22 protein-coding genes and 1 pseudogene are annotated in these 22,158 nt (G+C 36.0%); 6 read left to right on the top strand and 17 right to left on the bottom strand.

Annotated features, from left to right (window positions below):
* Positions 1 to 7: 7 nt before the first annotated feature.
* The 3 genes from AB1410_08390 to AB1410_08400 all read right to left on the bottom strand — a co-directional run bounded on the left by AB1410_08390 (position 8) and on the right by AB1410_08400 (position 1,188).
* Positions 8 to 202: a hypothetical protein gene (locus AB1410_08390; GenBank protein ID MEW6456712.1), complete on the bottom strand. Its 195-nt coding sequence runs from the start codon at positions 200 to 202 to the stop codon at positions 8 to 10.
* A 366-nt stretch (positions 203 to 568) separates the two neighbouring features.
* Positions 569 to 748: a hypothetical protein gene (locus tag AB1410_08395; GenBank protein MEW6456713.1), complete on the bottom strand. Its 180-nt coding sequence runs from the start codon at positions 746 to 748 to the stop codon at positions 569 to 571.
* A complete protein-coding gene (locus AB1410_08400) occupies positions 745 to 1,188 on the bottom strand; it encodes an Lrp/AsnC family transcriptional regulator (GenBank protein ID MEW6456714.1) in 444 nt (147 codons plus the stop codon). The genes AB1410_08395 and AB1410_08400 overlap by 4 nt, the downstream gene beginning before the upstream one ends.
* 145 nt (positions 1,189 to 1,333) lie before the next feature.
* Between AB1410_08400 and AB1410_08405 the strand changes: the two genes are divergently transcribed.
* The 6 genes and pseudogenes from AB1410_08405 to AB1410_08430 all read left to right on the top strand — a co-directional run bounded on the left by AB1410_08405 (position 1,334) and on the right by AB1410_08430 (position 8,409).
* On the top strand, positions 1,334 to 2,149 hold the full coding sequence (locus AB1410_08405) for an FAD-binding oxidoreductase (GenBank protein ID MEW6456715.1): 816 nt from the start codon (positions 1,334 to 1,336) through the stop codon (positions 2,147 to 2,149).
* Entirely contained in the window at positions 2,113 to 3,135 is a 1,023-nt protein-coding gene (locus tag AB1410_08410; protein ID MEW6456716.1) for a (Fe-S)-binding protein, read from the top strand. The genes AB1410_08405 and AB1410_08410 overlap by 37 nt, the downstream gene beginning before the upstream one ends.
* Positions 3,128 to 3,337: pseudogene (locus AB1410_08415) on the top strand (4Fe-4S dicluster domain-containing protein). The gene AB1410_08410 and the pseudogene AB1410_08415 overlap by 8 nt, the downstream one beginning before the upstream one ends.
* 27 nt (positions 3,338 to 3,364) lie before the next feature.
* On the top strand, positions 3,365 to 4,519 hold the full coding sequence (locus AB1410_08420; GenBank protein ID MEW6456717.1) for a glutamate synthase-related protein: 1,155 nt from the start codon (positions 3,365 to 3,367) through the stop codon (positions 4,517 to 4,519).
* Positions 4,512 to 5,984 (top strand): glutamate synthase-related protein, encoded by a 1,473-nt coding sequence (locus AB1410_08425; GenBank protein MEW6456718.1) that lies wholly within the window; start codon positions 4,512 to 4,514, stop codon positions 5,982 to 5,984. The genes AB1410_08420 and AB1410_08425 overlap by 8 nt, the downstream gene beginning before the upstream one ends.
* Positions 5,974 to 8,409 (top strand): hypothetical protein, encoded by a 2,436-nt coding sequence (locus AB1410_08430; protein MEW6456719.1) that lies wholly within the window; start codon positions 5,974 to 5,976, stop codon positions 8,407 to 8,409. The genes AB1410_08425 and AB1410_08430 overlap by 11 nt, the downstream gene beginning before the upstream one ends.
* On the opposite strand, the gene AB1410_08435 is transcribed toward AB1410_08430, so the two are convergent.
* The 14 genes from AB1410_08435 to AB1410_08500 all read right to left on the bottom strand — a co-directional run bounded on the left by AB1410_08435 (position 8,392) and on the right by AB1410_08500 (position 22,081).
* Complete coding sequence (locus tag AB1410_08435; GenBank protein MEW6456720.1) at positions 8,392 to 8,973, bottom strand: pyruvate kinase alpha/beta domain-containing protein; 582 nt, start codon at positions 8,971 to 8,973, stop codon at positions 8,392 to 8,394. The genes AB1410_08430 and AB1410_08435 overlap by 18 nt on opposite strands.
* A 91-nt stretch (positions 8,974 to 9,064) precedes the next feature.
* Positions 9,065 to 11,272, bottom strand: coding sequence for a sodium-translocating pyrophosphatase (locus tag AB1410_08440; GenBank protein ID MEW6456721.1), 2,208 nt, complete (start codon positions 11,270 to 11,272; stop codon positions 9,065 to 9,067).
* Positions 11,273 to 11,614: 342 nt separating this feature from the next.
* The gene (locus AB1410_08445; protein ID MEW6456722.1) at positions 11,615 to 12,565 is read right to left on the bottom strand and encodes an NAD-dependent epimerase/dehydratase family protein; all 951 of its coding nucleotides are present in this window, start codon (positions 12,563 to 12,565) and stop codon (positions 11,615 to 11,617) included.
* A 271-nt stretch (positions 12,566 to 12,836) separates the two neighbouring features.
* The gene (locus AB1410_08450; GenBank protein ID MEW6456723.1) at positions 12,837 to 13,994 is read right to left on the bottom strand and encodes a radical SAM protein; all 1,158 of its coding nucleotides are present in this window, start codon (positions 13,992 to 13,994) and stop codon (positions 12,837 to 12,839) included.
* 68 nt (positions 13,995 to 14,062) lie between these two features.
* On the bottom strand, positions 14,063 to 14,977 hold the full coding sequence (locus AB1410_08455) for a prenyltransferase (protein MEW6456724.1): 915 nt from the start codon (positions 14,975 to 14,977) through the stop codon (positions 14,063 to 14,065).
* Between the two features lie 485 nt (positions 14,978 to 15,462).
* The gene (locus AB1410_08460; GenBank protein MEW6456725.1) at positions 15,463 to 16,710 is read right to left on the bottom strand and encodes a ChaN family lipoprotein; all 1,248 of its coding nucleotides are present in this window, start codon (positions 16,708 to 16,710) and stop codon (positions 15,463 to 15,465) included.
* 96 nt (positions 16,711 to 16,806) lie between these two features.
* On the bottom strand, positions 16,807 to 17,712 hold the full coding sequence (locus AB1410_08465) for a cation diffusion facilitator family transporter (GenBank protein ID MEW6456726.1): 906 nt from the start codon (positions 17,710 to 17,712) through the stop codon (positions 16,807 to 16,809).
* An 18-nt stretch (positions 17,713 to 17,730) separates the two neighbouring features.
* Positions 17,731 to 17,946, bottom strand: coding sequence for a hypothetical protein (locus AB1410_08470; GenBank protein ID MEW6456727.1), 216 nt, complete (start codon positions 17,944 to 17,946; stop codon positions 17,731 to 17,733).
* Between the two features lie 298 nt (positions 17,947 to 18,244).
* Positions 18,245 to 18,664 (bottom strand): PIN domain-containing protein, encoded by a 420-nt coding sequence (locus tag AB1410_08475; GenBank protein ID MEW6456728.1) that lies wholly within the window; start codon positions 18,662 to 18,664, stop codon positions 18,245 to 18,247.
* Complete coding sequence (locus AB1410_08480) at positions 18,636 to 18,902, bottom strand: AbrB/MazE/SpoVT family DNA-binding domain-containing protein (protein ID MEW6456729.1); 267 nt, start codon at positions 18,900 to 18,902, stop codon at positions 18,636 to 18,638. The genes AB1410_08475 and AB1410_08480 overlap by 29 nt, the downstream gene beginning before the upstream one ends.
* A gap of 318 nt (positions 18,903 to 19,220) precedes the next feature.
* Positions 19,221 to 19,595, bottom strand: a complete 375-nt coding sequence (locus AB1410_08485) for a mCpol domain-containing protein (GenBank protein MEW6456730.1) — start codon at positions 19,593 to 19,595, stop codon at positions 19,221 to 19,223.
* The gene (locus AB1410_08490) at positions 19,592 to 20,596 is read right to left on the bottom strand and encodes a hypothetical protein (GenBank protein ID MEW6456731.1); all 1,005 of its coding nucleotides are present in this window, start codon (positions 20,594 to 20,596) and stop codon (positions 19,592 to 19,594) included. The genes AB1410_08485 and AB1410_08490 overlap by 4 nt, the downstream gene beginning before the upstream one ends.
* Before the next feature lie 110 nt (positions 20,597 to 20,706).
* A complete protein-coding gene (locus AB1410_08495; GenBank protein ID MEW6456732.1) occupies positions 20,707 to 21,204 on the bottom strand; it encodes a hypothetical protein in 498 nt (165 codons plus the stop codon).
* A 193-nt stretch (positions 21,205 to 21,397) separates the two neighbouring features.
* Positions 21,398 to 22,081: a hypothetical protein gene (locus AB1410_08500; GenBank protein MEW6456733.1), complete on the bottom strand. Its 684-nt coding sequence runs from the start codon at positions 22,079 to 22,081 to the stop codon at positions 21,398 to 21,400.
* Positions 22,082 to 22,158: the final 77 nt, after the last annotated feature.

The following is a 22,158-nucleotide window of genomic DNA, read 5'->3' on the forward strand; positions in this document are numbered from 1 at the left end:
TCCAACCTCAATCACAGCAACAATTGCTGGGGCTACCTAAGCAATAGAAAAAGTTATCAACCGGGTCATATACTAAATGACAGATACCGCCAGGACATTTTACTGCTGAGACTTGCGTAGAAATGGCAAGAAGAATACCTATCACCAGAGAGAATGCAAATATCAGTAGTAAGAAAGAAAAAATAAGCTTCTTCACTTTCATTTTTATCTCCTTTCTCTTTTTTATTCATCATTCAAAAATAAGCAAATCATATACCAAATTCATTTATTATATTTATCAATAACTTAGAATTTATTAAAAATTCGAAATTATAACATTCTGACACAAATTTTTAAGTATGGCTTAAATCTTTTATTTACAGTTCTTTTCAGATGTAAAATTATGACAAAATGATACATATTTTTTATAATCTCTGAAATATTGATTTTATTAGGTTTATATAGCTATAAAAGTGACAAAATGTTACACATTTTAAGAGACTAATTTTTATTCAATAGTATTAGAGAGATTAATATTGTATACTTTTATCTTCCTGTAAAGAGTTCTTCTACTTATCCCAATATATCATCAAATGTGTATTCTGCTGATTTTTCTTCTGAGTTTGAGAAATCTTTTTCCCTCTTCATAACTCACTTCCAGTTTATTTGTTGTTTTTATGTTAATAAATTTTAAATTAAAATTCAATTCGATTTCTATTTTTCCTTCTTTATCCTTAGATGTATCAGTGAATGAGCCTTTCCATATCAAATTATAAGTCTTCGTTCGTCTTTTACTACATTAAGGACAATATGAGTAACTGTTCTATCAACGTATCTCTGAGAAAGGACATTCTTTATAAATTTATTTAAATCTCCTCTACCTTCAAAATGGGCTACGACTATTGAATCCCATTCACCTGTAACATCAAAAACTGCACATACATGGGGGTCTTCTGCTATTTTTTCTTGAGTCTCGATTAGTTTCCCATGGGAAATTCTTATAGCGATAACAGCAATTAAATTATACCCAAAGTATTCAGGATCTATTACTGGAATATACCCTTTTATTGCACCCAATTTTTCAAGTTTTTTTATCTTGTTTATAACTACTGGAGCAGATGTTCCCAATTCTTTTGCTATTTCTCTAAAACTTTTCCTTGCATTCTGGTTAAGAGCTCTAACAATTTTTCTCTCCAACTCATCAGCCATTTCTCCTCCTTTTATTTGTAAGAATTTTTATCTATATTTAATATAATTGTAAATAATTTAAAAAAAATTATTGACAATTGAAAGTAATATATTTTAAAATATTTACTTATGAAAATATTGTTTTTTAAACTCAAATTTCAAAAAAATGATATTTGATTCTAACCTTGAAGTCAAATTATACAAAAAAGAATCAGTTGAACTTCCTGATTTTATAAAAGATAAATTTCCAAAAATAAAATTTGTGTATCAACCTGAAAATATTGACGATATAAAATGGATATTTTCATATTCCAGAAAAAATAAACTCTCGATAATTCCTCGCGGAGCAGCAACTTCAGGAATGGGAGGCATTATCCCCCTTAGAAAATCTATAATGGCTGACCTTACGCATTTAAATAAAATCTTAGATTTAGATGAAAAAAATAAAACAATTTATTTTGAAGCAGGTTTGAGATGGTGGGAGTTAAAGCTTTTCTTGAAGAAATTCTCTCTTGACCTTTACACTTACCCAACAAGTTTGTTTTCAACAGTTGGTGGCTGGTTATCGACAGGAGGTTATGGAATTAATAGCTTTAAGTATGGCCATATATCAAACCTTGTTGAATCAATCGAAGTTATAACACCTGATAATTCAATGGTAATCGGCAGTAAGGATCCAAAATTTAAGTATTTCATTGGAACTGAAGGTCAAATGGGAATAATAACCAGGGTGAAGCTTAAAATTCGAGAAACTAACTTAGCTAAACCATATCTTGTTCTTTTCGAAACTATCTCACAGGCTGTAGAGTTTTTATCTGATGTTTTTAAATCGACAAAAATCGTCCCATCCCATGTATCCTATTTTGATAGATATAGATTAGAGCATAAAAATTTATTTCTGAACGGAAAAGTTTCATTCCCTCAATTGGAAGGCGTTCTTGTGTTGTGTTTGAAGGTAACTCACAAGATGAAGCGTTCCTGAATCTGGTAAAGAATAAAGAAGGAATTTTAGCTGAAGATTATCTAACATCATTTTTATGGAACGAAAGATTTTTTCCATTTTCTATAAAACATTTCTACCCATCTATCCTTGGCTGTGAAAACATTCTCCCAATCAAGAATCTCAATCAATATATGAAAAATACCAGAGAGTTTTCTGAAAATTATGGCGTTCAATTATCAACAGAGGCAACGCTAATAAACAACAGAGAAGCTGTTTTATTTACAATTTTCCCTTCTGAATCAAAGAAATTAACCCATTTTCTTCATCTTCTTTTAACATATTCTCTAAACCGAATTGCATTAAGCTCCGGAGGAAAACCTTATGGAATCGGGACATGGAACCTGCCTTTACTGAATAAAAAATTTTCTGAAGAAGAAATAAGGAAATACAGAAGTTTCAAAAAGGAAGTTGATCCCATGAATTTAATAAACTACGGCAAATCCTTTTCAGTCGACAAGAAAATTACATATCTTTTAAAGTCAGCATATTTATTGAGTTATCCATTTTCAATTCCTAATACTTTTACTAAATATCTTTCTAAAAATCATAATCATAACTCCAGGAAGGCTAAAAATTCATTCTCTGAAACAGATGCCTGCGCGAACTGTGGAGCCTGTACTATAATATGCCCTGCATATTTAAAAGATAGAAACGAAATAGTAACAGCAAAAGGAAAACTTTTCCTGTTAAAACAGTTACTCAATGGGAATTTCGTTCCAAAACAAATTGCTGAGAATGTATTCCTGTGTTTACACTGTAAACTATGCGAAAATGTATGCCAGAGTAAGTTAAAATTGTCCCCTTTATGGGATAAGCTCGAGTCCATTGTAGAAAATAAATTCGGACGCCCTGAAGAGAAAATAGATGAATTTGTAAAACAAATTGAATCCAGTCAGGAGTATATTCGACTCCTCGATCTGCTGAGTATTCCGGAAAATAACCGAAAGGAAATGCATAATGTATAAAAAATATCACATAGAAACCTCTCCAGTAAAATTACCCTCAAACCAGATTGGTAAGTTCCAGATAATACGAGATGCGAAATGTCTAAATTGTGGTCGATGCATTAATTTCTGCATTTACAATGTCCATAAACGTGACTTGAATGATCCTCGCAAGATGTCTGAGCCAATTAGCTATCTCTGTAAGAACTGCTTTTCCTGCATTCAAAACTGTCCTCAGCAGGCTCTTAAAATGATTAACAATAGTGAATATGAAAATTTAGGAAATTCTTACTGGACTCCGCAGAAAATCTTTACAATCTGGAATGAAGCAGAAGAGGGAAAGATTCCTGTATACGGTGCAGGTTATCGAGGTCCATTCAAAGGCTCGGGCTTTGATTCTATATGGACAGATATGTCAGAAATAGTTCGACCTACAAGGGATGGAATTCATGGAAGAGAATACATCGCTACAGCAGTTGATATCGGAAGAAAATTAGCCTGGCTCACTTATTTTGAAAAATTAAACTTGCCAAATTTCTATGAAATACAGGTTCCGATGATATTTGATACAAATCCATTGGGACTTAATTCGAAAAATATCATTTTTTCAATTATAAAAGCTGCTGAAGAGATTGAAACTTTTGCGTATTTAGACATCGAGAATTACTCTGACGAACTAAAACCTTATCTTAAATCAATAGCTTTGCGATGCTCCCTTGAAAAGATATTTACTATTGATTCAGACCTCTGGAAAGAGGTTAACTTTATAGAAATAGTTTTGCCTTCAGAATTTTCTATTACAGAACTTGAATTGGCTCTAAGTAAATTGAAAAACAAAAATCAAGGTTCTTTAATTTCTCTTGGAATTACCAATCCTTTTATCTCTGATGAAATTGTTAAACAATTCCTGAATGCAAGGGCAGATGTATTGAGTTTTTATGCAGATAATCATGGAAAAAGCTTTGAGGGTAACATATTTATTTCAGAAGTAATAAGAAAATTACACCTTGAATTCATTAAGAATCGTGTGCGTGATGAAATTACAATAATAGGAAAGGGTGGGATTGCAGCTGCTGAACATGTTCCAAAATTAATAATCTGTGGAGCAGACGCAGTGGTTCTTGACCTTTCTTTACTGGTTTCAATCGGATGTCGAGTGTGTAAAGATTGTAATATAGAAAAATGTCCGATAGAAATAAAAAAGTTTGATTCAGAAATGGCCAGACAGCGTATCATAAACATGATATGTGCCTGGAGGGATCAGCTTCTCGAAATATTGAGCGCAATGGGAATAAGAGATGTGAGAAGACTACGGGGTGAGGTCGGAAGGGCTATGTTTTATGAAGAAATTGAAAGAGAATCTTTTGAGTTTATATTTAACGAAAAGGCTCATATAAATGAATAATATTGAGATAAGGTACTGTCCATCAACTTTCCGCAATGAAATTAGTAAATTTCGAGTTTCTTTGAGTGATGAGTGTTTTCATTGTGGACTATGTGTTGAGATATGTCCTTATGGTGTGTTTGAAAGAGTGGATGGTTTAAATTTTATTTCAACTCCAAGGTCTTTTAATTGCGTCGGTCCAGATTGTAAGAAAAAACCATTTTATTGCATTAAAAAATGTCCTGTGGAGGCGATAAACATTGAATTAGACCCTCAATGGAAAACTCTCGGAGATTTTCGATGGACCCCTGATTTAATAATTACTACATGGCAGCAAGCAGAAACAGGAGAAATACCCAACGGGAATTTTGAATATAAATTTGGTGCATCTGAAGGAGGCTTTGACAAATTTGATTTTATTAATAATAACCACAGCTCAATAATCTGGGAAGAGGTTGATAAAATAAATACATCAATCAGTTTAAATCGGCGTTCAGAAGGCAATAGCATAAGCATTCCAATTCCCTGGTATGGCGCAGGCATGTCATTCGGTTCAATAAGTCTTCCAACAATGTTAGCCCGAGCAATGGCAGCAAAAGCCTGGGAAACTTTTACATCGACTGGAGAAGGAGGATATCCTGATGAACTCATACCTTACATGGACCATGTCATTACCCAGATAGCAACTGGATTGTTTGGGGTGAGAGAAGAAACTATAAAAAGAGCACGAATCCTCGAATTCAAATATGCTCAGGGTGCAAAACCAGGTCTGGGAGGACATCTCCTCGGCGACAAAAACACCCCTGCAGTCGCAAAAATGAGAGAGGCTGTTCCCTGGACTTCTCTATTCTCTCCCTTTCCTTTCCATAGTGTCTATTCAGTCGAAGACCACAAAAAGCACATTGACTGGGTAAAACAGATAAATCCTGAAGCTTTAATTTCGGTTAAGGTTTCAACGCCTTCAGATGTGGATATGGTAGCAGTTGGAAGTTATTATGCAGGAGCTAATATTATTCATCTGGATGGAGGTTACGGAGGAACTGGTGCTGCTCCTGAAATTGCCAAAAAAAATATTGCTATGCCCATAGAGTATGCCATTACAAAGGTTCATAAATTTCTCCTTGGAGAGGGTGTCCGAGATGAAATAGTACTTATGGCAAGCGGAGGAATTAGAAATGCCTATGACATAGCAAAAGCTATTGCCCTCGGTGCAGATGGAGCAATAATAGGAACAGCAGAACTTGTTGTCCTTGGATGTGTGAGGTGTGGTAATTGTGAAAGCGGAAGAGGATGTCCCCGTGGTATTGCAACAACTGACCCTGAGCTTGATAAACAAATCAGCCCCTCCTGGGGAGCTCAACGCATAATAAATCTTTATGCAGTATGGCAAAAACAATTGAAACTGATTCTCTACCAGCTTGGGTTAAAAGACATAAATGAATTGAGAGGTCGAACTGATTTCTTGAGGTATGCAGATGAAAAATAACGACTCGATTAAATTAATTGAATCCCGAAAAGACCTTTCTCCTCCCTATAACAGAATTAAAAAATCAGAAGGAGAGGGAGGTTGCGGTGTTGTTGGGTTAGCATGCAATGAAAAAATTTCAGGAAAACACATAATGCAGGCTCTAATTCAGATGCACAACAGAGGAAACAGTAAAGGCGGAGGTGTTGCAGCTTTTGGACTTGATGCAAATCAACTCGGTGTTAATCAAGAAATCCTTGAAGAAGATTACTTAATTCAGATAGCCTATCTTGACTCAAGTTCCAGAAAACAGGTTGAAGATGAATTCATATTTTCCTTTCTTAATGTTCATACCTATTATCAGCTTCCAACTTTGGATGATTATCGAAAAATCGATGGCTTGGAAATTGAACCTCCTGGGGTATGGAGGTATTTCTGTCGAGTTAAAGAAGAGATACTCAATCTATTTATTATTGAAAATAATTTAACTGGCCTGGATAGGAGAAAGGTTGAAGATGAATTTATCTATCAAAACACTTACAAGTTAAATAAAAAATTTTATGCTTCCCTTGGAGAAAAAAGGGCCTTTGTTTTGTCCCATGGTCGAAATATGATTATTCTGAAAATTGTGGGATATGCAGAACAAGTCATAAAATACTATAAATTAGAGAATCTTAAAGCTCATATATGGATTGGTCATCAGCGATATCCTACCAAAGGAAAAGTCTGGCATCCAGGAGGTGCCCATCCATTTATTGGAATGGATGAAGCTCTCGTTCATAATGGAGATTTTGCAAATTACTATTCAATAACTGAATACCTCAGTCAGAGAAACATCTATCCTCTTTTCCTGACTGATACAGAAGTCTCAGTGCTACTTTTTGACCTACTAAACAGAATTTATGAATACCCTCTCGAATACTTAATTGAGGCTATGGCACCCACTACTGAAAGGGATTTTTATATGCTGCCAGAAGAGAAAAGAGAGATATATCGAACAATTCAAGCATCCCATATACATAGCTCTCCTGATGGTCCCTGGTTTTTTATAATCGGTAGAGCAAATATCAACCAAAAGAGTTTTCAACTCCTCGGGATTACAGATACATCAATGCTCAGACCCCAGGTCTTCGCCCTTCAGGAGAATGGCGTAAATATCGGTCTTATAGCAAGCGAAAAGCAAGCAATAGATGCAACATTACGAAGCTTGCATTCCGAAGATGGAAGGTTTTTGCCATACGCTGATCTATACTGGAATGCAAGAGGCGGAAGTTATACGGATGGCGGAGCATTTATCTTTACTGTAAAAGAAAATAACTTAATTGTAACAGATAAATTTGGAAAGATAATCTCAACAAGGAAAGAAAACGATTGTCCATCAATTGAATTAATAAGTGAAAGATCTAAAGAAGATAGAGATGTCTCGGAAAAAATAATGGAGTTAACTCAAACCATTGACTACAGATGGAGAATACCAATAAGAGAAAGAGTATATGTCTTATCCCAAACTGAAAAATATCTAAACGAGATATTCTTATCATTACCCTTCGAAGAGAAAATTGCAGGTTTTTATCACTATGTAGATTGGAATAGAAAAGATTCGTTGACACCGTCAAAAAACAAGCAAGAAATTCTTGTTATTAATTGTGAGAATTTCCCATCTGAGGGAACCCAATCAATCTCCAGATTTATTGTAAGAGCTCATCAGATGGGCTGGAAAAATTTGATAACTTTTAACTGGAGGGGTCAGAGATTTTGTGGTTGCGGATTGGGTCCAAGATCAAATGATGTTCGAATTGATGTTTTTGGCAGTTCAGGTGATTATTTAGCTTCAGGTCTTGATGGGGCGGAAATTTTTGTGCATGAAAATGCCCAGGATCAGGTTGCACAGATCTTAAAAAGTGGAAAAGTCGTAATTTATGGAGATGTTGGCCAGACTTTTATGTATGGAGCTAAGGGTGGTGAAGTATATGTTCTTGGAAATGCTGCAGGAAGACCCTTAATAAATGCTGTAGGCAGCCCAAGAGTTGTCATAAATGGAACATGCCTTGATTATCTGGCAGAATCATTTATGGCTGGCAATCCCTTTGAAGGAGGAGGGTTTGTTATTCTAAATGGGCTAAAATTCAATGAAAAAGGAGAAATAAATGAATTGGAAACTCCTTACCCTGGAGGAAATCTATTCTCCCTTGCATCAGGGGGAGCCATTTACATTAGAGATCCTCTATTTAAAGTTGATGAAGGACAGCTAAACGGAGGAAAATTTACCGAGACGACTGAAAAGGATTGGGAGCTTATTCTTCCCTACTTAAAGGAGAATGAAAGACTATTTAATATTTCCATAAAACGTTTATTAACCGTGGATGATAAAGTTTTAACATTCAATAAGGTTTATCGAAAGGTAGAAGCAATTGAGTTAAAAGTTCTGTCAAAATCTGGGCGCTAAAGGCTTACATATTATTTCAAATACTTTCATATCAAAAAAAGTTTGAGAATTTGAAGGAAGAACTACAATAGCTGTATCAGCTCCCCTGTCAGTTCCTCCAATAGCTATTGCCTTTTCATCTGTTCTTATCAGTCCTGCATCAGCTGTCATCAATGTTATCTCACATGCTACTTTAAAACCCTCTCCTAAAATTCTTAATGCATTTGCAATTATTTCCTCTGTTTCATATGTTCCAAATTTTTTTCTAACTGCTCTTCCCACTCCACCGAATGCATGCTGGCAAGTTAAGATTTTTGCTCCTTCTTTTAAAATTTTCTTTCTATTCTCTTCAGTCATTTCCTGGTAATCAGGTTTTGCAAAGCCTGTTGAATGGGAAACAACTATAAGATTATATCCTTTAAAAATTTTAGAAGCTAAAACTCCTGTTTTTCCAGTTGTTGATGCAACAAGAATATTTTTTAATTTTAGCTCTGCTGCCCTTCTCTTTGATAGCTCCAGTGTCCTTTCTGTATTTTGAGGCCCGGGGTCTTTAAAATAATATATACTTGCAATAAAATCATCCATTCCATCCCCCTTTTATAAAATTTGGTAATGAAATAACTGACGATATTATAATATATTCAATAGCTGCTATTACTCAATTAAATTAAAAAACTTATTTCAACCCTAAAAATTTTCCGATAATTGGCTCATATTTTACTGTAAGACCTGCTACAACAACGCTCACCATGCTCATTAACTTTATCAATATATTCAAAGAAGGCCCTGATGTATCCTTGAATGGGTCTCCAACAGTATCTCCAATTACTCCTGCTTTATGAGCATAAGAGCCTTTTCCACCTAAATTTCCTTCTTCAATGTATTTTTTTGCATTATCCCATGCTCCTCCAGCATTAGCCATCATTATTGCAACAACAAAACCAGTTGTGAGAGCACCTGCAAGCAGTCCCATAACTCCGGGGACGCCAAGGAACAAACCCATTAAAATAGGAACAAAAATGGCCATAAGGGAAGGCAAAATCATTTCTCTTTGAGCTCCTCTTGTTGAAATTGTTACACATGATTCATAATCTGCCGTAGCCTTTCCTTCCATCAATCCTACAATTTCTCTGAATTGTCTTCTTACCTCTTCCACTATTTTATTTGCAGCTCTTCCAACTGCTCTCATCGTTAATGCACAGAAGAAAAATGTCATCATTGCTCCGATAAACAACCCAACTAAAACTTTCGGGTTCAAAAGAGATACATTGTACTTTTCGATGAAATAATTAATATCTGCATGTCTTACATTTTCAAGAGTATCGTTAATGGGCCCAACTATTATCTGTTGAGCTCCCCTAACAGCACGGATTATTCCTACTTTAACCTCTTCAACATAGGCAGCCAAAAGGGCTAAAGCGGTAAGGGCTGCTGAGCCTATAGCAAAGCCTTTTCCTGTTGCTGCTGTTGTATTTCCAAGGGCATCTAACGCATCAGTTTTTTTCCTAACCTCTGGGTTGAGGTTACTCATCTGGGCATTTCCACCTGCATTGTCTGCAATTGGACCATATGCATCAGTGGCAAGTGTAATACCTAAAGTGGATAGCATCCCAACCGCAGCTATTCCTACCCCATACAATCCTATACCTACATCCTTAAAACCTCCACTGAATGCAAAACTCAATAACACTCCAATTCCTGTGAAAAAAACAGGAATTCCGGTTGACATCATGCCAACAGACATCCCTGCAATTATAACTGTTGCAGGTCCTGTCTGAGCCTGATAGGCAATACCTTTTGTTGGTTTGTATTGATGAGATGTGTAATATTCCGTTGATTTACCAATGATTATGCCAGCTATTAGTCCAGATGCAATTGCTCCCCAGATTCCTACATAATCTGGAAGTAAAAATTTCACCATCACAAATGTCAATATAAATATCAGTACTGAACTTAAGTTAATCCCTCTTGCCAGAGCTTTTAAAAGCTCCTTTTGAGAGGCTTCCTCTTTTGTTCTGACTGCAAAAATTCCAAGTATTGAAAGTACAATTCCAATTCCTGCTGTTATCATTGGAAGAATTACTGCGTTTTTCTGAAAAGGAGTTCCGTTGAAAGCAGCTGCTCCAAGAGCTGCAGTAGCAAGAATTGACCCACAGTATGACTCATACAAATCAGCTCCCATTCCAGCTACATCTCCAACATTATCTCCAACATTATCAGCAATCACTGCAGGATTTCTTGGGTCATCCTCAGGAATTCCTGCCTCAACTTTGCCAACTAAATCAGCTCCCACATCAGCTGCTTTTGTGAATATTCCTCCTCCTACCCTTGCAAAAAGCGCCTGGGAAGACGCACCCATTCCGAATGTAAGCATTATAGTGGTAATTTCTGTGAGACGCATTTCGCCCATGAATTTCCTTAAAATAATAAACCATAAAGAAATATCCAAAAGACCCAATCCAACCACAACCAATCCCATAACAGCTCCTGAACGGAAGGCAATTTTTAATGCTCTGTTCAGAGAAGACTTGGCAGCTTCAGTAGTCCTGTTTGATGCACTTGTTGCAGTCATCAAACCTAAAAATCCAGACAATCCGCTGAAGAACCCTCCTGTTAAAAATGAAAAAGGAGTCCATTTACTCTGGACATTAAATACAAAAGCAAGTAGAAATAAAAATAAAAAAGCAAAAATAAAAAACATACCTACTACTTTGTACTGTTGTTTTATGTAAGCTACTGCTCCCCTTTTTACATAGGAAGCAATACTTTTCATTCTTTCGTCTCCTTCAGGAGCTCGTTTCATCGCTCTGAAGAAAAGATACGCAAAAGTTAAAGCTAACGCAGAACCTACAGGGGCTAACCAGAACAGAACTTCAATTCCCATCTAACTCTCCTCCTATTTAAAACATCTTGTAAGGTAAAGTTGAAACAATATCAAAAAATTGGCATTTAGTCAAATTCCCTGGGAGAGATCCATTGTCAAAGCAGAATAGAACAGTAAGATGAATACCATCACTTTCGCAAATAGACGAATAAGGCTTTTCCCAAAAAGCCAAAGCCGAGCATAGACAACCAGCTCGATATAGCAATCAGAAATAGGCGTCGGAAGGGTTGATTGCCGGCTTATGATGCTTGATTGAGTTATTCTCCATGGGTGGTAATTTCACTTTCCTACTTTCATCCCAGAGCAAATGTAAAGTTATGCAAAGACGGGACATTATTATCCCTACAATCTCTCATATGGCTCTATTCTGTTTCTTCTCCGAGCCAGCTCACTCTGATACTTTATTCCTAAAATTGACGAATTCTCTCTTGCCCACTCAGTCAACTTAGTTTCTCCAACTGGTGGAGAATTTGTATACAGTAAATCAGCCTTCAACCCTTCTATTTCCTCATGTGTTATAATTACGTCTCCGACTATTTTTCCAATAACCCATCCAAAAAGATAACCAATCGTGTTGGGGATAGAAATGATAGGCCTTTCTTTACCGATAATTCTACCTATCTCTTTAACTAATTCACGATATGTAAAGGTCTCAGGTCCAATAGCATTGATAATTTTATTTTCTCTTCTCTTTCCCTCCTCCACAGCCAGTTTTGCCAGATCATCCACATATATTGGCTGTAACCGATATTTTCCATCGCCAAACACGCCAAATACAGGAAATCTCCTGAGAATCCATGCAATATTATTTATCAGAATATCTTCTTTCCCAAACAATACAGCTGGTCTAAGTATAGCATACAAAAGACCAGATTCAATTAGAGCTTTTTCTAATCTTGCCTTTTCTCTAAAATATTCAAGATGGGATGTCTCTGAGGGGTTTGTAATACTGACATGAACTACACGCCTAATGCCAGCTTTCTTTGCAGCAGCAAATAACCTTATAGTATTCTCAACAGCAATGGAATGTTTAAAACTAACTTTATTATCTGAAAAATTAAACCTAACCCAATATGTGTTGTATAAAACAGATGCCTCTCGTAATGATTCAACGAGCTTTTCAAAATTTCCAAAATTGAAAGGAAATGCTTTTACTCTATCTCCAAAAGGATTCGACCGATTGTAAGAATTTGTCAAAGTCCTTACTTCATAACCCTCATCTAACAATCGTTTGGCTATGTATTTCCCTGAATAGCCATATGCTCCAGTGACAACATGAATTTCATTATTCATCAAAATAATAGTTTTGATTTCATTATTTTTACTATTAACTGTTCTGCCTTTTCTTTAAAAGAGGGATGACTCGAAGCTCTCAATGCTAAATCAAGAGCCTTCTCTTTCATACTGAGTTTTCTTCTCCTGCTCTGTATCTTTGGGAATGACTTCTATCTTTTCTTTGAGTGCACAGAAGGAAAGGAGTAATATGCAGAGGATAATAACATTTGAATGTATTTTATTTATGTGAAATTGCGATAGAAAATATTCCCTCATGACATTCTTAAATTTATATTTTCTCACCGTTTCCATGGATGAAACAGGAAGAATCCTCAGATAAATAGTCACCCTTCAAGGCCCATGCCCGACCACGACATCCTCCGCATATATCAATAAACTGACAAATACTACACTTGCCTTTGAGAGCCTCTTTCCTATATCTCAGATTTTGAAAAACTTCAGAATTCTGCCAAATCTCTGAAAATGAATTCTTTCTGACATTTCCGGCTGAAACCTCTACAAATGGACAGGGCCAAACCTCACCATTTGCTTTAACATAAACCAGACCTCTACCTGCGGTGCAACCATGGAAAAATATCTGAGCAAGGTTCAACCCTAAGTTGTTTTTCCCATTCTTTTTCAAAATATAAGGCCAATACTGAGGAGCTGCCACCGGTTCAATAATTGTGGTGCTTGTAATCTGTTTTTCTTTGATTAGATTTACAAGACTCTCATTCTCTTTCATTCTCAAACGGGCTTCACCAACACTTTTTCCTCTTCCCACAGGGACCAATTGATAGATGAGTATTATGTCCGCTCCTAAATCGTTAACAAATTCTACTGTGTCTTCCAATTGATTGGCGTTATATTCCATTACTGTAAAATTAATTTGTATAGCAAGCCTGGCTTTTTTGGCATTTTTAATACCATTTATTGCTAAATCAAATGCATCTAAACTATTTCTGATAAAATTATGAACCTTTGAATTGGATGCATCGATACTGATAGCAAGTCCTGTGGCACCCTTTTCTTTTAACATAAAGGCAATTTCTTCAGTGATTAGAGTCCCATTAGTGGCAATAACAAATTTCAATCCTAAATTCTTTCCATATTCAAGAATTTCGAAGATATCCCTTCTAATCAGAGGTTCACCTCCTGTAAGAACTAACATTCGGAATTCTCTGATAGAAACTATTTCTTCCAACAATTGTAATCCTTCCTCTGTAGTCAACTCATCAGGAAGAGGTTTTCCCGATGAAGCATGACAGTGAATGCATTTTAAATTACAGGCTAAAGTTATCTCCCAGACTGGATGTGCAGGAAAGCCTATGCATCCCATTCCATAAGCACCTGAAGCTACAGGTAATGTCTTTATCCCGCTTTTTAAAAGCCAATGAGGTAGTTTCCGCCATTTAATAAGTGTTCCATAATAAAAAAGGCTCCCCAATTGCCTTAAAACTAAAGAAGGGGGCCAGAAAAAGGGCAAAACCTTTTTTTGAGACGCTCTATTCATTTCTACAAAGAGATGGCTAAAATAAGGCTTATTGTAGTTCCCAGGTTAACAATTAAGGTCTTAGCACATATCCCTTCCAGTTTCTTTGGGTCATTGTAGGCGCCTCTGAGAACCTGGAGAGTCGTTAGGAGGGACAAAAGAAATATTGGAGAAAAGAAAAATAATGCCTTAATAGGGATTCCAGCCCTAATCGAAAGAAGATAGGAGATCCAGTCCGTTATACTTATCGAAGTATAAAGCTTGCTCATCCTCTCCCTGCCAAAACGAACTACAAGGTTTCTCTTTCCAACCCTCTGGTCTGCTGGATAATCTGGAAATTCATTTATCAAAATCACATTGAAAATGGTAAAAGCAATTGGAAGGGATGTCCAATGAACTAAGGGTGATAATTTCCCGGTCTGAATGTAATAAGATGCAGCTACAACAAGCCAGCCATAGGAGAAGCCAATCCAGATTTCACCAACCCCTCGGTAAGCCCACTGGATTGGTGAAATGGAATAAAAGAACCCGGCAAACATTCCCAGGGCTCCCAAAGGTATGGTATAAATTCCAGTCCTGCAGTAAAACTGTAATAGAAGACCAACTCCAGCGGCTAAAAGAAGAGAAAGGATAGAGGCGAAAAAAGCATGCTTTTTAGGAATGATGCCTGTTTGGAGAACCTGGGTTCCTCCAGAGAATTGATTTCTTTCCAGTTTTGCTGAGAGGATATCGGTCTCATAATCAAAATATTCTCCTGAATAATAAGTAGCAAGCATAATAAGAACAACAGCCAGCGTTCCCAAACCTAAAATAAGCCAGTTCAAATGACCGGTTTCATACCATGCAAGAAGTCCACCCAAGATGAAAGGGAGAATTCCCACGCTATGGAATGGTGGCCTTGAAAGAGAAAACCAGGCAGCAACTTTGTTTGTGATCATTCATTTCCTCCTTTTAATCTTTCAATTTTAATCCAAAACATTCTCATTTTTCAATTTCAGAACTTGATTCATCTTTTTATTATCATCACTCCTATTTTACTCTTAAAATCTTGGTGATTCTTGAGAACATATCACCTTCAAACTCACTTATTTGCCAAAAAGGCCAGTTTGTTTCGAGAGCTACCCTCTGCCTGTCGGAACCCTTTTTTCCAGTGCTCTTTCTCAGGGACATAAATGCAATAGATATAAACAATCTTGCAAATTCAGATATCTAAGAATCAATGAAATATATTTTTTTATTTTGGTAAGTTTTAATAGAAGAGTATATTAAATCCCTTTCTATAACTTGTCAAATTAACGCATTAAAATTATAATATATCTTGGTAATTTTACGATTTTGTATAGATTTATTAAAAAAATTCTTTCTCTTATCTTTTACTTTATAAACTCTATATCTTTTAGAACAGTATTTTCCTGTGCAATGTTTAGTATCCTTTCCTGTCGACATCATGAATGGAATGAACAGTTCGGGAAATATCTTCTTCCAAGATCTTCAAGAAGTCAGCGATATTCTTGAGCTGTGCAGCTCGATCAGGGGTCATCCTTTCCTTCACTTCTTCTAGTTCCGCTTCGGTGGTTACCCAATCTTTGATCGGGCTTACCGGTTCGGCCTCTTTAAAGGAACAAGGCACGATGTAACCGTCACAAAAATCTTTCAGTTTAATAGGTCCCCAGTAGTCAAAGGAGTAATAGCTATAATTGTCCTCAAGTACTCCAAACGGGGAAATGCGGGTATCAAATGCGAATGGTCGTTTATGTCTCTCATACACCTTATCTATTACACTGCTGAACGGATAATAGAACCTCAAGAAGAATTTCTGGCCTGAAGGGATTACTTCTGCTAACAGAGCCCAACGTCCCATCACAGGCATATGCAAGACAATTAAATACAGGCGATCCGGGTATTTATCATACAAGAAATTTCCCCCGCGTCGGTCTTCGCCGCTCAGAAACCGGAAGAAAAAGGTTGGCTGCCGATACTTACTAAAAGCATGATGGAGGCCAGAATACCACAATGCCTTTTTCCCCTTGAGGAGGGCTTCCCGTTCGATGATGTCAGCCATTTTTTTGTCATAGAAGTAGCGTTTGTTCTCTTGCATTCTCACACGAGGGTCAGGCGATCTTAATTTCCGCTCATTATAATCTGAGCCAAGTTGAAGGAAACGTATCTTTTCTTTGCCCGCAGGAATCTTCTTGTTCAGTTCCCAGATGACCCGATAAATGTCGAGGTATTCTTGAAAATTCCAAAAGTACGAATAACGCCGCATCAAGCTAATCGCTTTTTTTTCATCGAACTCCGCTGCATTAACTAAGGAATCCACCTCGCTTTGGAAATCTGAGGCGCCAAATTCCCATCCCACGACCGTAACACCATTTTTTTCATAGAGATAAGGAATGAGAGATTTGACAAATTTCACATCTTGCCTCCGACGGTGCATTTCTCCCACAAGCACTACATCGTATCTTTCAAATTTTTTGCTGACAAACTGAAGGGGATCTGAAATGTGAGCATCGAGGTAATCAAGGTATACTTGTAACTCGGCGCCTGAAAGTGTCTTATACTTTGATGCAAAGGGTGTGTTGTAGATGATATAACTCACAACCAGCAGCGCAATCACACCCAAACCGACACCTATTGACTTGAAGATAATCTTAATAAGTTTCCAAAGCATTGGCTTTCCTCCATAGGTTATGGCAAGTCTCCCATAACGGCAGATTGTGTGAAAACCCCATTTTTTGGACATTTGCGAGTTGTAACCCAATGTAGTTCATAGGTCAAACTGAATTGTAGTATGCTCAATATCATACTTTTCATTCAACAATTTATTTATTCTATTAAGAATTTCTGTTGATTTTCTATGGTTCACAGTATCAATCGCTATATGCGCCGTAAAAGAATACATGTTTGAGGTAATCTCCCAGATATGCATATCGCGAATATCTCTAATCTCAGGGATTTCTTTTTTAAGTTCAGCACTCACATCATCTATGTTAATTCCCTTTGGCGCAAGTTCTAATAAAACACGGATAGAGTCTTTAAAAAGCCCCCACCCCCAAACAAAAATCAGCAAAGAAATACCAATAGCCAATGAGGGATCGATAATGTACCAATTACTAAAATAAATGACAATTGCCCCGAACACAATAACGATAGAGGAAACCGTGTCAGCTAACACATGAAGAAAAGCTCCTTTAATGTTAAGGTCATCCCTGGCACTTCCCTGTAAGATTAACACGCTTATTACATTTACGATAAGACCGACTACTGCTACGAGGAACATTTGAAGCCCTAAGACAGGTTCAGGATGAATGAGTCGATTAACTCCCTCATAAAGGAGGTAAGCTGTCACAGCAAAAAGGAAGAGGCTGTTAAAAAGTGCCGCGAGGATTTCTACCCGATAAAACCCGTATGTCCTATGATGACAAGGTTCTTTGGAGGCAATAATAATTGCCACAAAACTAATCCCTAAAGCAAAAAAATGGGTAAACATGTGACCTGCATCACTAATTAAAGCTAAACTACGCGTTAGAATGCCACCTATTACCTCAACAATCATTACAATTCCAGTAATAGTCATTGTAAGCTTTAGCTTCTTCCTCTCAACGCTTCGATATTCATGTAGATGGGCGAAAGAATACTTAATTTTAGGTGTATGAGTGTGCTTCACTGTCATAAATAAAATAACTCCATGCTATTCCTTTTTCTCTATCTTTATTCCTTTCAAGATTTTTCCGATCCCAAGCAATACTGGAAGTTCCTCTTTTATCTCTATTTTTGATTTTCTGAGTAATGCCTCAAGGCCAGATTTTATAAATTTTGAATAGTATTCACCTTCATATAGTTTCACAAAGTGGCAAACTAAGAATCTACCAACCTTGTTCTTAGGCAAAGCATAATCAACGATCATTATCGTTCCTTATTCTTTGCATTTTTTCCTCCAAATTATTTATGAACCGTAGTGAGCATTTTTTCTATGGCCACGCAGAGGGTTTTTCTTCAGCAAGATAAACAAGATAATTCCTTATGTCATCATAAGTTATATCCCGAGGACTTTTATCTGAAAAGTTTAAGAAATCTCTGCTGAGAGTTATTTCCGCCACAATTAAGAAAAATGCTATCAGAGCACCTTTCCCTTGTCAATAAATTTTAACGAGCCCTGTTAATGGAAAGTGATAATATCAGGGATAAGTGCAAAGTGAGCAAAACTATAATGTTTCTATGTTAAGCCAATCAATCTTTTTAAAATGATTCGTATCAAATGTTAAAATTGTTTCAATTCTTTTCTCTCTTGCAAATTCAGATATCCAAGAATCAACAAAATCTATTTTTTTATTTTCATAAGTTTTTATAGAAGAATATATCAAATCCTTTTCCACAACTTGTATTCCTGGAGTATTCAGTATAGATATTATCATCTCCATGATTTCCTCTCTTTCAATTTTATAATAACTTTCAAGAACCCAAACTAATTCTGCTATTATAATGGAGGGAATTATAATAATAATTTCTTTCTTTTCAGCTTTTTCTAAAAGAAATTGAACCTTTTCAGCTTTTTCGGCATCATCATTTGTCAGAAATCTTAATAAAAGATTTGTGTCAATAATTACCTTTCTCTTCTTGGACACTAATTATCCTTTTTCTTAAATATTCTTTAGCTTCTTTTCTTATTTTTTCTGATGAAAACTTCTTTTCTTTAGATCTCAATACCCCTCTGAAATCTTTTAACGTTTTTTGGGGTTTAATTATAATCTTATCTTCTTGTTCTTCAAATATAATTAACATACCTTCTTTAAGATGAAGTGAATCTCTTATTTTTTTTGGAAGTGTAATTTGGCCTTTCGAAGTAATTTTTGATATCTGCATTTATAATCTCTCCTTACATTTTTATATAACCATAAAATTTAGATTTGTCAAATTTTTCTTACTTTATTAAAATTTCTTACAAATTTTTAAATTATTTTCCTCTGCATAAAAAATTCAACTATCTTGACTTAAACTGTCAATTTCGCCTAACATATGCGATTAAGAGAAGTTTCTCCGTAGGTTACAACTCGCAAATTTCAAAAAATGTGGTTTTCACACAATCTAACGTGCCTGGTATATCTGAAGTTTGCCTGAAGGGCAAATTTAGGCGAACAAAGTGAGCCAGATATACCATGTTAGGCGACGTTGCTTTAAATTTTAACAAATTATTTCTAGTTGATCGTTTTCACTATATTTCACAATGGTATTCTTACCTCTGGATTTAGCATATTTAAGAGCAACATAGGTTTTTTCTAATGTATTACCAATTCCTACTGAAAAGGTGCAAACTTTATTTGTCTTAGCTAAATAATTGGATAATTTCCGAATATCAATTGATCCACCCTTGCATAGGATGCTATCACCAGCCGAAAAGATTACTTCGAAATCAATGCTCCGTAAATAAGCCGTAATTTCCTGAACAGTATTTGTTATTTGTTCACTTAGTTCTGCAACATCCTGTTCTTTATTCTCAATAAGAAATTTTTCGATGTGTCTCCCTACATCATCACCATCTAAAGCGATATATATCATTTTAAGACTCCAGAATCTCTTATTAAAGTTAATAAATAGAAAGTAGCATTTAAAATCATTCTTGCTTCCTCTTGTCCTCTAAGAAAAGGATATGGATGAGAACTTAAATTTCTATAAACCCTAACAAAATCAATTATTTTGTCTATATTTTGAAGTAACTTTAATTCTTCTTCGTAATCATCAAGGTTTTTATTTCTTTTTCCTCTGATTGGATCACAAAAATTTGAGCGTAACCATGAAATAGAGTCATTAAAATCTGGAGGGGATTTGGCGGTTATTTTCCCCTTAGCAAGTTGTTTGATTTTAGGGCAGGTTTCTAAGGAAAATGATTCAACTATTTGCCCTAAAGCCCCTATTGTTTCAGGATATTTCCCTAAAAAATAGTTATCAATTGCAGAATTTATCCCAAACTCAAAGTTATTTTTCAAAAAACTTTCTCGAAAACGAACACCTCTAAATGCTCTGATAGCTGCTTCAGCTTTATCTTTATAGTAGATGATTTCAAAATAGGCATGTTTTCCTATCGATTCTAAACTTTCAAGAGGTGAGATCACATCAATTATATAATCATCTTTATTTAGATTTTCAGGTAATTCATATTGCTTGTCAGATGGAATAAACAAGAAGAAGAGGTTTCTAATTTTAGAAAGGCTTGCTGAGGCATATAGAATGTTTGAAATATATTTTGTGCCATTTGTCAAATCTACAACTATTTGTTCTTTGTCATAAATTCTAAGTTGCTCACTTAGTAATCTTGGTATTTCTTGGTGTAAATCTTCTTTTTTAATGAATCTTGATTCTATCTTCACATCGCTTTTAATATATTTCCTCACGATTTCGTTTCTTTGACCCTCTAGAGAATTGCTATCCCTATCATAGAGGAATCCTTCAGAATCAATAAAATAAACCTTTTCTATCTGTTGATTATAGTGTAAATGTGCAAAATAAATAACACTTCGAATTGTTCTTAAATTCGGGTTTCCTGAAATAATTAATTCCATATTACACACCTCTTCTAAAAAATGTGATAGCAATGTCGCCTAACGGTTGCGGCACAGACGAAGCCCATCAGGTTTTGAGTTTTCCGTTTGTGCCATTGTTAGGCGAAGCATCACCCAATTACAGGTACTCCTACAATATATGGTCTAAGACCGTGAGGATGCCTCGTCATAAACTTACTGTAATTTTTCTTATACAAATCAGTGTTTTCAACTTCTTTTAACCACTTTTTAACACCCTCAACAATATCATTGCAAAATATACGAACGTCGATATTCAAGGCATCATTTAAAATGTTGCAATGGGAAACATTTGTAGTAGCTGTTGGCTCAACAAATAATACTCTCGAATAATTGCTCTTTGGGTGTTGGGAACTTCCCTGATGCAACAGTGAACATCTAAAATAGTAACAATCTTCTCCATCTAAAAAACTATGGTATTTTCCAGCAACATATTTATTGAACCATTGCACATATTTATCTTTATTGGCCTCTCCATTTTCGGAATATATTGCCCCGCAAATATCTGGAATTGCTAGTGTGACAAAAAGCGAAAGGTAGTATAGATTATTATCAAGCCCTTTTTTGATTTGCTCCAAAAGATTTTTCATCTTTTCCTCCGAATCTCATGGGTTGATGTTTCGCCTAACGGTCGCGGACATGCGAAGTGCGAGACGTAGCCGAGCATTTGGGTGAGGGCGTCAGCCCGAACCGCATGTCCGCTGTTATATGACCGAGCCAAAGGCGAGGCAAGGAAACCGAAGGTTTCCGCAGAGTTCGGCTTGGCGGTAATCTCGTCAATCATTATCTTATCCCACCTTCCGCTATTAATGCTTCATCTGTATACATTTGTTTATTGGTAGAATTAAACTCATGCTTTATCTGTCCAATTAAATTATCAGTGCTAAAAATTTTCCAATATACCGGAATGAATGCTCTTTTGCCTTCCCGCTCGGCTCTTTCGATTTTAAAACTGACGACTAAATGTCGTGCGTCATAAATAACCTTAAAATCAGTTGGCCTTTCTGCTGGCGAGAAATAAAATGATCTCTGTGTTGTCTGGTAATTTCTTTCGTTGTAAGTTTTGCACTCTATATAATTTGGTCTTCCGTTTCTATCTTTAAGGAAAATATCTGGATAACCCACGGCCTTTTTCTTTCCTTCTCTTGTTTCGGGTCTATCCGCATTAAGGCCGATTTGATTTAGGGCCTCGAGCATAAACGGCTCAATATGATTCCCGACTTCGTTTTCTCTTCTCGTGAATATTCCTTTCTTATTGGCGTTTTTTGTTGCAATTTTTGTCGCCGCAATTAAGTCTTCAAGTAGTTGTTTGTCGTCGGGATTATTTTTATCAAACGGAATTACATCACAACCGGACATCGCTTTTATAGCAATCTTGAAAGGAATATTTTTGAGTGGCTTAAGAAATTGAGAAATGGTGTATATTCCGATCCAAAGTGGCCATCGATTCCGATTCAAACCGGCCACTGATTCTGATTGAAAGTGGCCACCCATTCCGATTTATTCCGGCCACTTTTTCGATGAAATCAGAATTTGAAAAAGTT

This window comes from Acidobacteriota bacterium, assembly GCA_040756905.1.
Lineage (GTDB): Bacteria > Acidobacteriota > Aminicenantia > JBFLYD01 > JBFLYD01 > JBFLYD01.

Excerpts from the sequence above, each read along its gene's own strand:
- AB1410_08390 (MEW6456712.1), bottom strand. The coding sequence starts at position 202 with ATGAAAGTGAAGAAGCTTATTTTTTCTTTCTTACTACTGATATTTGCA.
- AB1410_08400 (MEW6456714.1), bottom strand. The coding sequence starts at position 1,188 with ATGGCTGATGAGTTGGAGAGAAAAATTGTTAGAGCTCTTAACCAGAAT.
- AB1410_08405 (MEW6456715.1), top strand. The coding sequence starts at position 1,334 with ATGATATTTGATTCTAACCTTGAAGTCAAATTATACAAAAAAGAATCA.
- AB1410_08420 (MEW6456717.1), top strand. The coding sequence starts at position 3,365 with ATGATTAACAATAGTGAATATGAAAATTTAGGAAATTCTTACTGGACT.
- AB1410_08425 (MEW6456718.1), top strand. The coding sequence starts at position 4,512 with ATGAATAATATTGAGATAAGGTACTGTCCATCAACTTTCCGCAATGAA.
- AB1410_08430 (MEW6456719.1), top strand. The coding sequence starts at position 5,974 with ATGAAAAATAACGACTCGATTAAATTAATTGAATCCCGAAAAGACCTT.
- AB1410_08435 (MEW6456720.1), bottom strand. The coding sequence starts at position 8,973 with ATGGATGATTTTATTGCAAGTATATATTATTTTAAAGACCCCGGGCCT.
- AB1410_08440 (MEW6456721.1), bottom strand. The coding sequence starts at position 11,272 with ATGGGAATTGAAGTTCTGTTCTGGTTAGCCCCTGTAGGTTCTGCGTTA.
- AB1410_08445 (MEW6456722.1), bottom strand. The coding sequence starts at position 12,565 with ATGAATAATGAAATTCATGTTGTCACTGGAGCATATGGCTATTCAGGG.
- AB1410_08455 (MEW6456724.1), bottom strand. The coding sequence starts at position 14,977 with ATGATCACAAACAAAGTTGCTGCCTGGTTTTCTCTTTCAAGGCCACCA.
- AB1410_08460 (MEW6456725.1), bottom strand. The coding sequence starts at position 16,710 with ATGCTTTGGAAACTTATTAAGATTATCTTCAAGTCAATAGGTGTCGGT.
- AB1410_08465 (MEW6456726.1), bottom strand. The coding sequence starts at position 17,712 with ATGACAGTGAAGCACACTCATACACCTAAAATTAAGTATTCTTTCGCC.
- AB1410_08470 (MEW6456727.1), bottom strand. The coding sequence starts at position 17,946 with ATGATCGTTGATTATGCTTTGCCTAAGAACAAGGTTGGTAGATTCTTA.
- AB1410_08480 (MEW6456729.1), bottom strand. The coding sequence starts at position 18,902 with ATGCAGATATCAAAAATTACTTCGAAAGGCCAAATTACACTTCCAAAA.
- AB1410_08485 (MEW6456730.1), bottom strand. The coding sequence starts at position 19,595 with ATGATATATATCGCTTTAGATGGTGATGATGTAGGGAGACACATCGAA.
- AB1410_08490 (MEW6456731.1), bottom strand. The coding sequence starts at position 20,596 with ATGGAATTAATTATTTCAGGAAACCCGAATTTAAGAACAATTCGAAGT.
- AB1410_08495 (MEW6456732.1), bottom strand. The coding sequence starts at position 21,204 with ATGAAAAATCTTTTGGAGCAAATCAAAAAAGGGCTTGATAATAATCTA.